Here is a 14,979-nt window from a genome sequence, read left to right as displayed (position 1 = left end):
CCACAACAAGCCTTAGTGAACGAGTTAAGAAACAACTTAACGGCTTGCCAAAATACCCGCCAATTTTGGCAAGCCACAGATCGAATCATTAATTATTGCACTACCTCCTAATCAGCAGGAATGCCTTATGCGATTTTCCATTGTAAAAAATAAAAGCGGCCAGGTTCCGCCGCAGAGCAGTTGCGATTTTCTGCCGCCGGGCGGCACCATCGGCCGCAGCGTGGACAACAACCTGGTGCTGCCGGACGAAGAGCGCGCCATTTCTCGCCTGCAGGCGATCGTGCATATTTCCGCTGACGGCGAATGCCGCATCACCAACCGCGGCAACGTTACCCGCGTGCTGCTGAACGACATTCCGCTGGAACGTGGCCGCCAGGTTGAACTGCAGGACGGCGACGTGCTCGGCATCGACGATTACCAGATTGAAGTCAGCGCGCTGCAACAGCACGCCGCGCCACAGGCTCAACCGGTGGCCAAGGCCGCCGCCACTGCCGCTGCTGCGGCCCCTGCAGCCGCCGCCAAAGAAAAATCCGCCGCGCCAATCCCCAACGAAATCTGGGACAGCCTGGTGGAAGAATTCACGCCGAATGCGCCGGCCGCCGCCACAGTCACACCGCCGCCGGTCGCCAATCCAGGCAACCACCCGCTGCTGGATACCCCCGCTCGCGAGCTGAACCCGGCCGATCCGCTGGCGCAGCTGGCGGGCGATGTCGATCTGCGCCAGCTGCAGCAGCAGCAAACCGATCCGGCAGCGCTGTTCAACACCGACACCACCTTTGAGCGCGAACACATCCTGGCCGATACCACCCCCAGCGCGCTGCTGGCGGAGCAGGCTGCGCCGCCGCGCCCGGCGGCTCCCACCCAAAAAACGCAGCAACCGGAGCAAGAGCTGGATCCGCTGGCGCTGTTCGGCGGTTCATCCGCGCCCGCTTCGCCAGAAGCGTTGAACAGCAACGATCCGCTGGGGCTGCTAATGGGCGGCGCCGTGCCGCTGGCCCAGCCGGAGGAGCCGGTACAGCCGCCCGCGCCGCCGTCTCCGCCGCCGATCGCCGCACAACCGCAAGCGCCGCGCCCACAGCCGACGCCAGCGCCCGTGCAAATCCCCGAGCCGCAGCCCCAACCCGCGCCGCAGTTCAGCCAGCAGGAACCACCCGTGCAGCCGCCGCGCCCGCGCCAGGGCAACCGCCTGGGCATCGATCCGGTCGCCTACCAGTCCGCCCAGCGGCAACATGCCGCCGCGCCGAATGGCGACACATTGGAAGGGCCGTTGCTGGCGGCGCTGTTGCAAGGCATCGGCCTCGACGATCTGCAGCCGCAGCCGCACTTCGACGAACAACAGATCCGCCAGGCCGGCCGCCTGCTGAGCCTGTTCTCGCAAGGCACCGTCGCCCTGCTGTCATCCCGCTCGATCCTCAAGCGCGGCGTGAAGGCCGAAATGACCATGATCCTCGACGAGGCCAACAACCCGTTCAAGCTGCTGCCTTCGGGCAAAACGGTGCTGATGCAGATGTTCGGCAGCCAGATGCCGGGCTTTATGCCGCCGGAACAGGCGGTGCGCGACGCGCTGATCGACCTGCAGGCGCACCAGCTGGGGATGATCGCCGGTATTCGCGCCATCATCGCCGCCATGCTGCAGTCGTTCAACCCGGAGCGTCTCGAAGAGGAAGCGCGCAAGGAAGGCGTGGCGCCGCGCCTGTCGCTGCCCGCCAACCGCAAGGCTGCGCTGTGGGACTACTTCGTGAAGAACTATCAGCAAACCTCCGGCGAGATCGAGGACGATTTCCACACCCTGTTCGGCGAAGCCTTCCTGCACGCCTATGACGTTGAAGTGAATCAATACAAAGACTCACAGACCAAACCGGACGCGTAATGAATATCACCATAGCCTCTACCTCCAACCAGGGCGGCCGCGCCTCCAACCAGGATCAGACCGGCGAGGTGCTCGGCAACCGCGCCGCCTGCTTCGTGGTGTGCGACGGCATCGCCGGCTTTCCGGGCGGCGATATCGCCGCCAAACTGGCGCGCGACACCATTTTGCAAAACTTCGACGGCGAAAAGCACCTGAACGCCCAGAGCATTCGCCAGCACATTACGCGCGCCAACGCCGCCATCCACCAGCAGCAGCGGCAGTCGGACGAATACAGCAAGATGGGCACCACGCTGGTCAGCCTGTTTATCGATCGCGATTATCAGCTGGCCTACTGGGCGCACGCCGGCGACAGCCGCCTGTATCTCTTCCGCCGCGGCTACCTGCATGCCGTCACCACCGACCACAGCCTGATCCAACAGATGCAGGACGCCGGCTATCAGACCAACGGCATCAACAGCAACCTGCTGTATTTCGCGCTGGGGCTCAATGAAGAGCGCGACGCCACCTACAGCGACGTGCTGCAGCTGGAAGACGGCGACGTTTTCCTGCTGTGCACCGACGGCTTCTGGCACAGCTTCAGCCAGGCCGAACTGGAACAGTCGCTGCACATGGTCAACTCCCCCAGCGAGTGGATCGCTCTGATGCAGCAGGCATGGAAGAAAAACAATAACAGCGATAACTACAGCGCTATCGCCGTCTGGATTGGCTCACCGCAGGAAACCACCCTGCTGCATTCGCTGGCGGATGCGGAGCGGTTTCTGAGCCGCGACTGAGCAGCGCACATTCACAGCAAGGTTCACTATGAAATATTGGATGCCGGGGCTCGTCGCCCTGATGGCGGTGCCGACCGCGCAGGCGATGAACTATCGCCTGGTTTACTCCCCCAGCCAGAAGCTGGAAGTGTTTATCGATGACGTCAAAAACAGCAATCCGGCAAGCTGGTGCGGCAAAAGCATCCCGCTGCGCATCGTCTCGGCGCAAAGCCAGGATCCGGCGGTGCTGAACGACTTCCTGCCGCGCGTCGGCAATCTGCTGGAAAAGCAGTGCCCGAAAACCGGCCACCTGCCCTGGACGCTGACCGACAAGCGCGGTGAGAAGCTGGCCAGCGGCGAGGCCGCCAAAGCGCGCGGCTGGAAACCGGTGGTCAAACAGGAGGCCGTCGAGCAGCCGCAGATCCCGCCGCAGCCGGCGATCCCTGCGGCGGTAGCCGTGACCTCTCCGCAAGCGGACACCGCGCCGGCTCAGCGTTTCAGCCTGCCGCAGGGCTGCCACTTCCGCACCTTCTGGCGTGACGAAGCCAACGGCGGCGCGCTGTTCATTCCCGCCGGCGACGCGCTGCGCTGCGGCGAGGACGGCTGGCTGCAGGGCAGCGGCGCGGTCACGCTGCAACAGGGCGGCCAAATCCTCTCGCCGACGCTGTGGTTCCTGCAAGGCTATCCGCTGGCGCAGATCAACGGCGGCGATCGCGCGCTGACCGTCGTCAGCGCCAACGCCCAGCGGCTGGTTCTGGGCGGCAACCCGCAGGCGCCGGGCAGCTTCCTGCTGCTGAGCTTCGAACCGAAGCTGCACGCGTGGGCGTTCAACGGCGAAGCGATCGTTGAAATGCCGCGCGTCGACGCCGCAGACGAGAACAAGATCAAACAGCGCCTGCAGCAGGCGCAAACCGCCTGGCAACCGCTGCTGAGCGCCCCCGCTCCGCTGACCTTCAAGCTGGTGGAAAAGCTGGCCGCAGACCGGGTCGATCCCGCCAGCGGCAGCTACCTGTCGGTTAACGGCGCCACTCACTGATTATAAGGAAAGCCTGTGAAATCATTAGCAAGCATGCTGCAAGGCCAGTCGATCGGCGCGGCCATCACCGCCGTCGAAAACGATATCAAGGCGAAACCGGCGGATGCCGACCTGCGCGCCGCGCTGGTGCAACTGCTGTGCCTGAGCGGCAACTGGACGCGCGCCAACGCGCAGCTGAAATCCTGGCAGGCGCTGAAACCGATAGCTCAACCGACCACGCTGCTGCTGATGCAGTCGGTCAACGCCGAGCTGCAACGCCAGGCGGTGTTTGCCGGCACGGCCGCGCCGGCGCTGCTGCGGCAGGATCAGCCCTGGCTGAAACTGATGGTGCAGGCGCTGCATCAGGATGCGCAAGGGGCGGCCGAACAGGCCCAGGCGTTGCGCGATGAAGCGCTGGAGGCCGCCCCGGCCGGCGCCGGGCGGTTAACGCTGGCCGAAGGCGACCAAGAACGGCAACTGCGTTTCGACTGGCTGACCGACGGTGACGGCCGCCTCGGCCCGGTGTGCGAGCTGGCGCTGAACGGCGTTTACTACTGGCTGCCGTTCGCCGACATCGCCGCGATCCAGTTCCAGGCGCCGCAGAGCGCCATCGATCTGGTGTGGAGCCATGCGCTGGTGCGCCTGACCGACGGCCGCGAACAGGTGTGCCAACTGCCCGCCCGCTACCCGCTGGCCGAAGACAGCGACGACGCGCTGCTGCTGGGCAAACGCACCGAATGGCAACCGCTGGGCGACGGCACCCACTATGCGGGGCTGGGCTTGAAGACCTGGCTCAGCGAAAGCGACGAATTCCCGCTGCACAGCCTGCGGCAGCTGAGCTTCGACGCGAGCGCCTGACCATGAACGACAAGCGCCCACCCCACTACGACGGCGGCGATCTGCACCGCCAGGGCTATCGCTATCGTCAGGACAGCGAGCGCCTGACGTCGCGCGACAAAATGCAGCCGGTGCTGCTCGACATGCTGACCGACGACGAACCGCAGAAAAAACAGGAGACGCAGGTGCGCAACCTGGTGTCGCACAGCGAACTGCGCCGCCGGGTGCAGCGCGATCTGCAGTGGCTGTTCAACTGCGTCAACAGCGAATCCAATCTGGATCTCGGCGATTTTCCGCAGGTGCGGCGCTCCACCCTGAATTACGGCATCGCCTCGCTGGCGGGCAAGCGCATGTCAGACATCGAATGGCTCGACATTCAGCGCGCGCTGACCGAGTCCATTCTCCATTTCGAGCCGCGCATTTTGCCCGAGGGGCTGCAGGTGCGCTGCATCTCGGACACCGGCTCGTTGGAGCTGCACAACGTGTTGTCGATCGAAATCAAGGGCCGCCTGTGGTGCGTGCCCTATCCGCTGGAGTTTCTGTTCCGTACCGACGTGGATCTGGAAAACGGCCACTTCGATCTGAAAGACATAGGGTAAGGCGATGGACAGTAAACTTTTAGACTATTACAACCGCGAGCTGGCCTATCTGCGCGAGATGGGCGCCGAGTTCGCCGAACAGTACCCGAAGGTCGCGGGCCGTCTCGGCATGCGCGGCATCGACGTGGCGGATCCTTATATCGAGCGCCTGATGGAGGGCTTCGCCTTCCTCACCTCGCGCGTGCAGCTGAAAATGGACGCCGAGTTCCCGCGCTTTTCTCAGCGCTTGCTAGAGATCATCTACCCCAACTACCTGTCGCCGACGCCGTCGATGGCGATCGCCGAACTGCAGCCGGACAGCAGCAAAGGTGACATCAGCAACGGTTTCGTGGTGCCGCGCGGCACCATGATGGACAGCCAGACGCTGAAGAAAAGTGGCATCACCTGCAGCTACGCCACCGCCCATGACGTCACGCTGCAGCCGGTGCGCATCGCCGCCGTCGAGCTGGGCGGCATTCCGGCCGATATCCCGTTGGCCTCGCTGGGGCTGCAGCACAGCGGCTGCGTCAGCGCGCTGCGCATTCGTCTCGAGTGCTACGAAAGCGTGACGCTCAACAACCTGCAGCTGGATCAGCTGATGTTTTACCTGGCCGGGCCGGACATGCAGGCGCAGCAGCTGCTGGAACTGCTGATGCAGCACAGCGTCGGGCTTGTCTGCCAAACGGTGGAGGCGCAGCCACAGCGGCGGGCGCTGGCGCTGGACGGGCTGCGGCAGGAGGGCTTCGCCGCCGATCAGGCGCTGCTGCCCAACGACCTGCGCAACTTCGAAGGCTACCGGCTGCTGCAGGAGTACTTCGCCTTCCCGGCGCGCTTCCAGTTCTTCAGCGTCAACGGCCTGCGCCCGCTGCTGCAGAGCGTGCGCGAAGGGAAAAAGGCGCTGCGCCAGTTCGAGATCGTGGTGCTGCTGGATCGGCACGACGCCGCGCTGGAACGGGTGGTCGACGCCGCCCATTTGGCGCTGCACTGCACGCCGGTGATCAACCTGTTTCCGAAGGTCGCCGAACGCATCGCGATCAACGAAAAAAACCACGAATACCATCTGGTGGTCGACAATATCCGGCCGCTGGATTACGAAGTGTTCTCGGTGCAGCGGCTCGGCGGCAGCGCCAGCGAAAAACGCTACGAGCAAGAGTTTCGGCCGTTTTACAGCACCCTGAGCGCGGACGACGGCAACTATGGCGCCTACTTCTCGCTGCGGCGCGAACAGCGCACGCTGTCGGAGCACGCCCGCCGCTACGGCACCCGCACCGGCTATGCCGGTTCGGAAGTGTTCGTGTCGCTGGTGGACGAGCGGCAATCGCCGTGGCACAGCGATCTGAAATACCTCACCGCCGACGTGCTGTGCACCAGCCGCGACCTGCCGTTGATGTTGCTGCAGCAGGATCAGGGCAACTTCGTGATGCCCGATTCGATCCCGATCAAGCAGGTCTCGCTGCGCAAAGGCCCCACCCCGCCGCGCCCGGCGCTGGCCGAAGGCATGATCACCTGGCGGCTGATCAGCCAACTGCAGCTGAACTACCTCAGCATGATGGACGGCGATCCGGAACAGGGCGCCGCCAGCCTGCGCCAGCTGCTGGGGCTGTACGGCAACCTGAGCGAGCCGGCGATCGCCAAACAGATCCAGGGCGTGCGCCACTGCAACCTGCGGCCGGTCTATCGGCGAGTGCCGGAGCCGGGCCCCATCGTGTTCGCGCGCGGCATCGCCATCGATCTGACGGTCGATGAGCAGGCGTTCTCCGGCAACAGCCCTTATCTGCTCGGCAGCGTGCTGGAGCGCCTGTTCTCGCGCCTGGTGGCGATGAACACCTTCACCGAGATGACGCTCTCCAGCCAGCAGCGCGGCGAAATCGCCCACTGGCAGGCGCGCATGGGCAAAAGGACGCTGATATGAGTGCGGAGATGATTGCCACCGAACTGGCGCCGCCGCAGATCAACGCGCTGTATCGCCTGCCGGACGACTTCTGGCCGCGGCTGCGCAGCGCGCCTTACAAGCACGATCTGTTTCAGCTGCTGCGCCGCATCGACGCCCAGGGCGGCCAGCCTTACCTGCTGGGGCGCGCGCCGCTGCCGCGCCACGAGATGCTGCGCCTGGGCCAGGAGCCGTCGCTGTCGTTCGCGCCCTCCACGCTGGCGCAGGTGGCGCCGCGCGCCAACAGCCCGCTGCACGACGTCTCGATCTTCAGCTTCGGCCTGTTCGGCCCCAACGGGCCGCTGCCGCTGCACCTGACCGAATACGTGCGCGAACGGGTGTACCACCACCAGGACACCACCCTGCTGGCGTTCACCAACCTGTTCCATCACCGGCTGACGCTGCTGTTTTACCGCGCCTGGGCCGACGCGCAGCCGACGGTGTCGCTGGATCGCCCGGACAACCGGCGCTTCGACGAATACCTGTCGAGCCTGATCGGCATCGGCCAGCCGGCGCAGCAGGAACGCGACAGCATCAACGCCCACGCCAAACATTTTATGGCCGGTCATCTGATTCGCCACAGCCGCGATCCGGAAGGCCTGAGCAAGATTTTGCAGCAGTATTTCAAGGTGCCGGTGCGCATCGTCGAAAACGTGCCGCACTGGCTGCGGGTGGAACCGCGCGAGCAAGCTCGGCTCAAGGCCGGGCGCGGCGCGCCGCGGCTCGGCGAGTCGGCCTTTCTCGGCATCGCGGTGCGCGATATTCAGCACAAATTCCGCATCGAGCTGGGGCCGATGCCGCAGCAAGACTATGACCGCTTCCTGCCCGGCGCCGACCTGTGCCGGCAACTGCGCGACTGGGTGCGCCAATATCTGGGCATCGAGTTCGTCTGGGAAGTGCGCCTGATCCTGGCGAAAGAACAGGCGCACGGCATCCAGCTCGGCGGCGCGCAGCGACTGGGCCTGAGCAGCTGGCTGGCCGACGATCGGCGGCAACGCGATCTCGACGATCTGATCTTCAGCCCTGAACCGCTGGAAAATCCGTTCTGACCCTATTTCGGCCGGCGCCCTGCGGCGCCAGGCCACTCTGAGACCTGAGGAAAACCATGTCTGAAATCAGCCGCTCGGTATTATTTGGCAAACTGGATAGCCTGTTATTCACCTCTCTGGAAAGTGCGACGGCGTTTTGCAAGCTGCGCGGTAACCCCTACGTCGAACTGGCGCACTGGCTGCATCAGCTGATGCAATCGCCGGACGGCGATCTGCAGCAGATCGTCCGCCACTTCGCGCTGGACGAGGCGCAGCTGGCGCGCGATATCGTCGAGGCGCTCGATCGCCTGCCCCGCGGCGCCAGCGCCATCTCCGATCTGTCCGAGCACATCGACAGCGCGGTGGAACGCGCCTGGGTCTATGGCTCATTGAAATTCGGCGCGGCGCGCATCCGCGGCGGCCACCTGCTGCTCGGCATCCTGAAAACCTACAGCCTGCGCCATCTGCTGAAGGCCATTTCCCCGCAGTTCGAGCGCATCAACGCCGATCTGTTGATGGAGCAGTTCGCCGCCATCACCGCTCACTCGGCGGAAAACGCCCAGGATGCGCCGGCTGAAAGCGGCGCCGAGAACGTATCCGGCGCGGCGCGCAGCGGTGAAAGCGTGCTGGCGCAGTATGCCCAGGATCTGACCGCCAGAGCGCGCAACGGCGAGATCGACCCGGTGGCCGGCCGCGATGAGGAGATCCGGCAAATCATCGATATCCTGATGCGCCGCCGCCAGAACAACCCGCTGCTCACCGGCGAGGCTGGCGTCGGGAAAACCGCGGTGGTGGAAGGCCTGGCGCTGCGCATCGTGGCCGGCGACGTGCCGCCGCAGCTGCGCGACGTGAAACTGTGCCTGCTGGACATCGGCATGCTGCAGGCCGGCGCCGGTGTCAAAGGCGAGTTTGAAAAACGGCTGCAGGCGGTGATCGACGAAGTGCAGTCCAGCCCGACGCCGATCATCCTGTTTATCGACGAAATTCACACCCTGATCGGCGCCGGCGGCGCCCAGGGCACCGGCGACGCCGCAAACCTGCTGAAACCGGCGCTGGCGCGCGGCCAGCTGCGCACCCTCGGCGCCACCACCTGGTCGGAATACAAGAAATACATCGAGAAGGATCCGGCGCTCACCCGCCGTTTCCAGGTGGTGCAGGTACATGAGCCGAGCGAAGACAAAGCGCTGCTGATGCTGCGCAGCACCGTCAGCCCGCTGGAGCAACACCACCGCGTGCTGCTGCTGGATGAAGCGGTGGACGCCGCGGTGCGGCTGTCGCATCGCTATATTCCTGCCCGCCAGTTGCCGGACAAGGCGGTGGCGCTGCTGGATACCGCCTGCGCGCGCGTGGCGGTCAGCCAACATGCCGAGCCTGCTCAGGTCGAAGACTGCCGCCACCGCATCGATGCGCTGCAGATAGAGTTGGATATCGCCCGCCGCGAGGCCAAGGTCGGCATCGGCGATCCCCTGCGCCCGCAGGAGATTGAAGCCCAGCTGACCGCGCTGCGCCAGGAATTGGAACAGCTGACCGAGCGCTGGCAGCAGGAGCTGGCGCTGATCCAAGAGATCATCACACTGCGCGCTCAGCTGCACCAACAGGAAGCGGAGCCTGCCGACGAAGAGACGCAGGCTGGCCCTGACGCCGACGCGCTGCGTGCCCAGTTGGGCGAACTGCAGCAGCAGTTGAGCGCGCTGCAGGGCGAAGCGCCGCTGATCTTCGCCGCCGTCGACGCCAACATCGTGGCGGCGGTAGTGGCCGACTGGACCGGCATCCCGCTGGGCCGCATGGTGAAAAACGAGATTGAGGCGGTGCTGCAACTCTCCGACACCCTGAACCAGCGCGTGATCGGCCAACGCCATGCGCTGGATCTGATCGCCCGCCGGGTGCGCACTTCGCGGGCGCGGCTGGACGATCCGAACAAGCCGGTCGGGGTGTTCCTGCTGGCCGGGCCGTCCGGCGTCGGCAAGACCGAAACCGCGCTGGCGCTGGCGGAAACCCTGTACGGCGGCGAGCAGAACGTCATCACCATCAACATGAGCGAATTCCAGGAGTCGCACACCGTTTCGACGCTGAAAGGCGCGCCCCCGGGCTATGTCGGCTACGGCGAAGGCGGCGTGCTGACCGAGGCGGTGCGCCGCCGTCCTTACAGCGTGGTGCTGCTGGACGAAATCGAGAAGGCGCACCCGGACGTGCATGAAATCTTCTTCCAGGTGTTCGACAAGGGCTGGATGGAGGACGGCGAAGGCCGCCATATCGATTTCCGCAACACCATCATCATCCTGACCTCCAACGTCGGCACCGATCTGATCGCCGGACTGTGCAGCGATCCGGAGCTGCTGCCGGAGCCAGAGGCGCTGAGCGGCGCGCTGCGCCAGCCGCTGCTGTCGGTGTTCCCGGCCGCCTTGCTCGGCCGCCTGCTGGTGGTGCCGTATTACCCGCTGACCGACGCTACGCTGGGCAACATCGTGCGCCTGCAGCTGGGCCGCATCCAGCGTCGCCTGGCGGAGAATCACGACATCGTCTGCACCTTCGACGACGCGGTCATCGAGCAGATCGTCAGCCGCTGCACCGAGGTGGAGTCCGGCGGCCGCATGGTCGACGCCATCCTGACCAACACCCTGCTGCCGCAGATCAGCCACACCCTGCTGACCGGCAGCGCCAACGACCAGCGCTATCGCCAGCTGCATATCGCGCTGCAGAACAACGAATTCATTTGTCAATTTCAGGCATAACGCCACGGCCGCCGAGGCGGCGGCCCTTTGAACACAGAGAGTCATCACTATGTCGGGAACCGGGATAACCAAACCGAATTCGAACAGCCTGCCGAGCGGCTATCGATTCAACGAATTCGAGATCCAGGAAGCGATCGGCGAAGGCGGCTTCGGCATCGTCTACCGCGCCTACGATCACCAGCTGGAACGCACCATCGCCATCAAGGAGTACATGCCGACCTCGCTGGCGAAACGCAACGACGATCTCAGCATCGGGCTGCGCGGCGAGCGCTTCGGCAAAACCTTCCAGGCCGGGCTGAACAGCTTTATTCAGGAGGCGCGCCTGCTGGCGCGCTTCTCGCACCCCGGCCTGCTGCACGTGCTGCGCTTCTGGGAAGAGAACGGCACCGCCTACATGGGCACCCAGTTTTACAGCGGCACCACGCTGAAGAACCTGCAGGCGCAGCAGCCGGAGAAGATCGACGAGGCGTGGATCCGGCGGCTGCTACCGCCGCTGTTCAGCGCCATCAACACCATCCATCAGGAAGGCTACCTGCACCGCGACATCTCACTGGATAACATCCAAATCCAGGAGAGCCAGCTGCCGGTGCTGCTGGACTTCGGGTCGGCGCGCAAAGAGATCGGCAACCTGTCGGACGAAACGGAGATCATGCTGAAACCGGGTTTCGCGCCGATCGAGCAGTACACCGAGAACAGCGACGGCGAACAGGGGCCCTGGACCGATATTTATGCACTGGGCGCCGTGCTGCACACGCTGATCGTCGGTTCGCCGCCGCCGGTCAGCGTGGTGCGCAGCATCGAAGACAGCTATCAGCCACTGGCCGAGCGCCGTCCCGCCGGCTACTCGCTGGAGCTGCTGCGCACCGTCGACCGCGCGCTGGCGCTGAAACCGGAAGACCGCCCGCAGACCATCGATGAAATGGCCGAGCTGTTGCATCTGCCGATCGCCGATGAAAACGAAATCGTCAGCACCCCGGCCGCCGCGCCAGAGAACCTGCTGGTGGCCGCCAACCCGGCTGCCGCCGCCGCAGCCGCCGGCGCCGTTACCGCGCGCAGCACCCAATTCTCGCGGCCGATGATGGCCGGCGCCGGCGTCGCGGCGCTGCTGGCGATCGGCGCCGTCGCCTGGCTGAGCGGCGGCGAGGATGATACCCCGGCCGTAGCGCAAAACACCGAGACGTCACCGGCGCAGAAAACCCTGACGGAGCAGCCGAGCGCGCCGCAAATCGCGCCATCTGCGCCGGTGGAACCGCAAAAGGCGGCGCCGCCACCGCAGCCGGTGGCGCTGGTGTACTTCAAACTGCAGCCGGGCGAACAGGTCAGCCTCGACGGCAAGCCGCAGCAGGTGACGCCGGGCGAAAACGGCTTCGCCAGTCTGAATCTGGCGCCGGGTCGTTATCAGCTGGAGATCCGCCACAACGATCGGCTCCGCCAGCAGCAACTCAGCATCGACAACGCCGGCACCTGGCTGGTCAATCCGGCCACCGCCGGTTAATCCCGTTCTGCCCCCCGCCGCCGCGGGGGTTCCCTTTTTCATGAGACTGACGCACCACTGCCCACCATCATTGGCCGCGCGGCAAGGCCGCTGCAACATCGGGGTATGCAGGGCACGACGTCAATCACAGAGGATGTTCTCATGTTGGATCGCATTATTGCGCACACGCCGCTGGGCCAGGAGCAGCTGCTGTTCCGCTCGCTGGACGGTATCGAGGCGCTTTCCACCCCTTTCGACTTCTCTATTGAATTGCTGAGCACCGACGCGCGGCTCGATCGCAAAGCGCTGCTCGGCCAACCGCTGACGCTGGAGATCCCGACTCAGGGCTTTCTCAGCGCCCCGCGCTACCTGAATGGCAAGATCACCGCCATCGCCGTCAGCAGCGAAGAGATCGGCGGCACGCGCTACGCGGTGTATAACCTGCACGTGCAGCCGGATCTGTGGCCGATGACCAAGGATCGCAACTTCCGCATCTTCCAGGAACAAACGGTGCCGCAGATCGTCAAGACTCTGCTGGCGGAGCACAACGTGCAGTTGGAAGATCAGCTGACCGGCGACTATCGCCTGTGGGGCTACTGCGTGCAGTACAACGAAAGCAGCTTCAACTTCATCAGCCGCCTGATGGAGTTGGAGGGCATCTATTACTATTTCAAACACGAGATGGGCAAACACACGCTGGTGCTCGGGGATGCGCCCCACCACCACCAGCCCTATCCCGGCTACGAGATGATCCCCTACCACCTGACGCCGTCCGGCGGCAGCACCAGCGAGGAAGGCATCAGCCAGTGGACGTTGTCCGATCGCGTCACGCCGGGCATCTACAGCCTGGACGACTACGATTTCCGCAAGCCGAACGCCTGGCTGTTCCAGGCGCGGCAAAACCCGGTCTCGCCGACGCCGGGGCAGATCGACGTCTACGACTGGCCGGGCCGCTACACCGAGCATCAGCAGGGGGAGTTCTACGCCCGCGTGCGCCAGGAGGCCTGGCAGGCCGAACATCAGCAGATCCGGGGCACCGCCACCGCGATGGGCATCGCTCCCGGCAGCACCTTTACGCTGTATAACGCCCCGCACGCCGACGACAACCGCGAGTACCTGACGCTGCAGGCCAACTACCATCTGAAAGAGAACCGCTACGCCAGCGGCGACGATCAGAGCAGCGAACACCGTATCGACTTCACCGTGCTGCCGGCGGACGTGCCCTGGCACCCGCCGCAGCAGGCCACCTGGCCGAAAACCCACGGGCCGCAGACCGCCCGGGTGGTCGGCCCGGCCGGCGAATCAATCTGGACCGACAAATACGGCCGCATCAAGGTGAAATTCCACTGGGACCGCTTCGGGCCGAAGGACGACGGCAGCTCCTGCTGGGTGCGCGTCTCCAGCGCCTGGGCCGGCCAGGGCTACGGCGGCGTGCAGATCCCGCGCGTCAACGACGAAGTGGTGGTGGACTTTATCAACGGCGATCCGGATCGGCCGATCGTCACCGGGCGCGTTTATAACGAAGCCAGCATGCCGCCGTGGGCGCTGCCGGCCGCCGCCACCCAAATGGGCTTTATGAGCCGTTCCAAGGACGGCACCGCCGACAACGCCAACGCCCTGCGTTTCGAAGACAAGGCCGGCGCCGAACAGGTGTGGATCCAGGCGGAACGCAACATGGACACCCAGGTCAAAAACGATGAGAGCCACAGCATCGCTAACGACCACACCCACCTGGTGGGCGGCAACCAGATCAAACGGGTGGTGCTCAATCAGGCCAGCGGCGTCAAAGGCGAGGCCTCGGCGCTGACCGGCAAAACGCGCAGCGACGCCGTGGTCAACGCCTTTACCCTCGGCTCCGGCGAATCGCTGCGGCTGGAGTGCGGCGAAAGCGTGATCGAGCTGCTGGCGAACGGCCAAATCAACATCACCGGCACCAGCTTCAATATCACGGTGAAAGAGGACGGGGAGATCAATACCGGCGGCCAGCTGGATCTCAACCAGCCCGGCGGCGCCGCGCGCACCGCCGCGCCGGGCGGCGGCCATCAGGCGGCGATCCAGAGCGCCGTCGATCAGCTGTTCCCTAAAGAGTAGCCAAGTGGCACGCAGGGAAAGCCGGTTAACGCCGGCTTTCGGGCGGCGGCGCCGGCAAAACCGGCTGCCGCTGTAACCCCTTTTGGCAAGGAGATGAATGCGCTGGCGGCAAGGTCACCGACGTTTAGCCAAAACAACGGGCTGAAGCTGTCCCGTTCATCGCTTCAGCCTTCCTTATCATCAACGCCCCCTCACCACTTCTTCACCGTCTGGTAAATATCGAGGTCGAAATAGCCGTCGGCTTCGCAGTCGTTGCGATAGTGCTCATAGCTTACCCCCTCAACCGGCTGATAGCCGCTGGCCGGCAACAGCTTCTGGTAGAACTCGCCCCACACCCGCTCGAAGTCGCCATCGCTGATGCGCACGCGATAAACCGCGTACTGCCCGGCGGGCAGCGTCTGCACGGTAACGCCCTCACTCTCCGCCGGCAGCGCGAAATCGTCCGCCACGCTCATCACCACGTCGGCGCGCAGATTTTCCGGCGCCACTTCCGCCGGATCGTCCCAATACAGCACCAGCCATTTGCCGAACGGCACGCCGTGGCGCTGCCGCCATGCCAGCAGTTGCTGCGAGCCCTGTGGGATCGTCTGCGGATACGGCCCCACGACTCTCACCCCCACCACCTTCTCCGCCGCCTTATCGATAATCCTCACGCTCATCGCCCTTCCCCCT

The 14,979-nt window shown here is 64.8% G+C and carries 11 protein-coding genes; 10 read left to right on the top strand and 1 reads right to left on the bottom strand.

Translation table 11 applies throughout. The annotated features are described in order from the left end of the window. Positions 1–127: 127 nt before the first annotated feature. The 10 genes from tagH to REA38_RS00945 all read left to right on the top strand — a co-directional run bounded on the left by tagH (position 128) and on the right by REA38_RS00945 (position 14,307). Complete coding sequence (gene tagH / locus REA38_RS00990) at positions 128–1,870, top strand: type VI secretion system-associated FHA domain protein TagH (protein ID WP_308884613.1); 1,743 nt, start codon at positions 128–130, stop codon at positions 1,868–1,870. Beyond that, entirely contained in the window at positions 1,870–2,643 is a 774-nt protein-coding gene (locus REA38_RS00985) for a PP2C family serine/threonine-protein phosphatase (protein ID WP_015378289.1), read from the top strand. Before tagH ends, REA38_RS00985 begins: the two co-directional genes overlap by 1 nt. A 28-nt stretch (positions 2,644–2,671) precedes the next feature. Continuing rightward, complete coding sequence (locus tag REA38_RS00980; RefSeq protein ID WP_308884612.1) at positions 2,672–3,658, top strand: type VI secretion system-associated protein; 987 nt, start codon at positions 2,672–2,674, stop codon at positions 3,656–3,658. 15 nt (positions 3,659–3,673) lie between these two features. Continuing rightward, positions 3,674–4,495 (top strand): type VI secretion system accessory protein TagJ, encoded by an 822-nt coding sequence (locus REA38_RS00975; RefSeq protein ID WP_265093611.1) that lies wholly within the window; start codon positions 3,674–3,676, stop codon positions 4,493–4,495. 2 nt (positions 4,496–4,497) lie between these two features. Beyond that, positions 4,498–5,073: a GPW/gp25 family protein gene (locus tag REA38_RS00970; RefSeq protein ID WP_308884610.1), complete on the top strand. Its 576-nt coding sequence runs from the start codon at positions 4,498–4,500 to the stop codon at positions 5,071–5,073. A gap of 4 nt (positions 5,074–5,077) precedes the next feature. Then, positions 5,078–6,964, top strand: a complete 1,887-nt coding sequence (tssF, locus tag REA38_RS00965) for a type VI secretion system baseplate subunit TssF (RefSeq protein ID WP_039565447.1) — start codon at positions 5,078–5,080, stop codon at positions 6,962–6,964. Then, positions 6,961–8,031 carry a type VI secretion system baseplate subunit TssG gene (gene tssG, locus REA38_RS00960; protein WP_033647813.1) on the top strand — a complete coding sequence of 357 codons (1,071 nt, stop codon included), beginning with the start codon at positions 6,961–6,963 and terminating at the stop codon, positions 8,029–8,031. The genes tssF and tssG overlap by 4 nt, the downstream gene beginning before the upstream one ends. A gap of 56 nt (positions 8,032–8,087) precedes the next feature. Beyond that, positions 8,088–10,742 carry a type VI secretion system ATPase TssH gene (tssH, locus tag REA38_RS00955; protein WP_094859950.1) on the top strand — a complete coding sequence of 885 codons (2,655 nt, stop codon included), beginning with the start codon at positions 8,088–8,090 and terminating at the stop codon, positions 10,740–10,742. Positions 10,743–10,791: 49 nt separating this feature from the next. Further along, positions 10,792–12,237, top strand: a complete 1,446-nt coding sequence (locus tag REA38_RS00950; protein ID WP_308884605.1) for a serine/threonine-protein kinase — start codon at positions 10,792–10,794, stop codon at positions 12,235–12,237. A gap of 141 nt (positions 12,238–12,378) precedes the next feature. Then, a complete protein-coding gene (locus REA38_RS00945; protein WP_033653607.1) occupies positions 12,379–14,307 on the top strand; it encodes a type VI secretion system Vgr family protein in 1,929 nt (642 codons plus the stop codon). A gap of 191 nt (positions 14,308–14,498) precedes the next feature. Here REA38_RS00945 and sbmC read toward each other — a convergent pair whose 3' ends face one another. Beyond that, a complete protein-coding gene (sbmC, locus tag REA38_RS00940; protein ID WP_308884603.1) occupies positions 14,499–14,966 on the bottom strand; it encodes a DNA gyrase inhibitor SbmC in 468 nt (155 codons plus the stop codon). Positions 14,967–14,979 lie beyond the last annotated feature (13 nt).

Source organism: Serratia sp. MF1(2023), from assembly GCF_030954545.1.
Lineage (GTDB): Bacteria > Pseudomonadota > Gammaproteobacteria > Enterobacterales > Enterobacteriaceae > Serratia > Serratia sarumanii.
The sequence above is the reverse complement of the archived record's forward strand: the minus strand, read 5'-3'. Positions and strand labels throughout refer to the sequence as shown.

Excerpts from the sequence above, each read along its gene's own strand:
- tagH (WP_308884613.1), top strand. The coding sequence starts at position 128 with ATGCGATTTTCCATTGTAAAAAATAAAAGCGGCCAGGTTCCGCCGCAG.
- REA38_RS00985 (WP_015378289.1), top strand. The coding sequence starts at position 1,870 with ATGAATATCACCATAGCCTCTACCTCCAACCAGGGCGGCCGCGCCTCC.
- REA38_RS00980 (WP_308884612.1), top strand. The coding sequence starts at position 2,672 with ATGAAATATTGGATGCCGGGGCTCGTCGCCCTGATGGCGGTGCCGACC.
- REA38_RS00970 (WP_308884610.1), top strand. The coding sequence starts at position 4,498 with ATGAACGACAAGCGCCCACCCCACTACGACGGCGGCGATCTGCACCGC.
- tssF (WP_039565447.1), top strand. The coding sequence starts at position 5,078 with ATGGACAGTAAACTTTTAGACTATTACAACCGCGAGCTGGCCTATCTG.
- tssG (WP_033647813.1), top strand. The coding sequence starts at position 6,961 with ATGAGTGCGGAGATGATTGCCACCGAACTGGCGCCGCCGCAGATCAAC.
- tssH (WP_094859950.1), top strand. The coding sequence starts at position 8,088 with ATGTCTGAAATCAGCCGCTCGGTATTATTTGGCAAACTGGATAGCCTG.
- REA38_RS00950 (WP_308884605.1), top strand. The coding sequence starts at position 10,792 with ATGTCGGGAACCGGGATAACCAAACCGAATTCGAACAGCCTGCCGAGC.
- REA38_RS00945 (WP_033653607.1), top strand. The coding sequence starts at position 12,379 with ATGTTGGATCGCATTATTGCGCACACGCCGCTGGGCCAGGAGCAGCTG.
- sbmC (WP_308884603.1), bottom strand. The coding sequence starts at position 14,966 with ATGAGCGTGAGGATTATCGATAAGGCGGCGGAGAAGGTGGTGGGGGTG.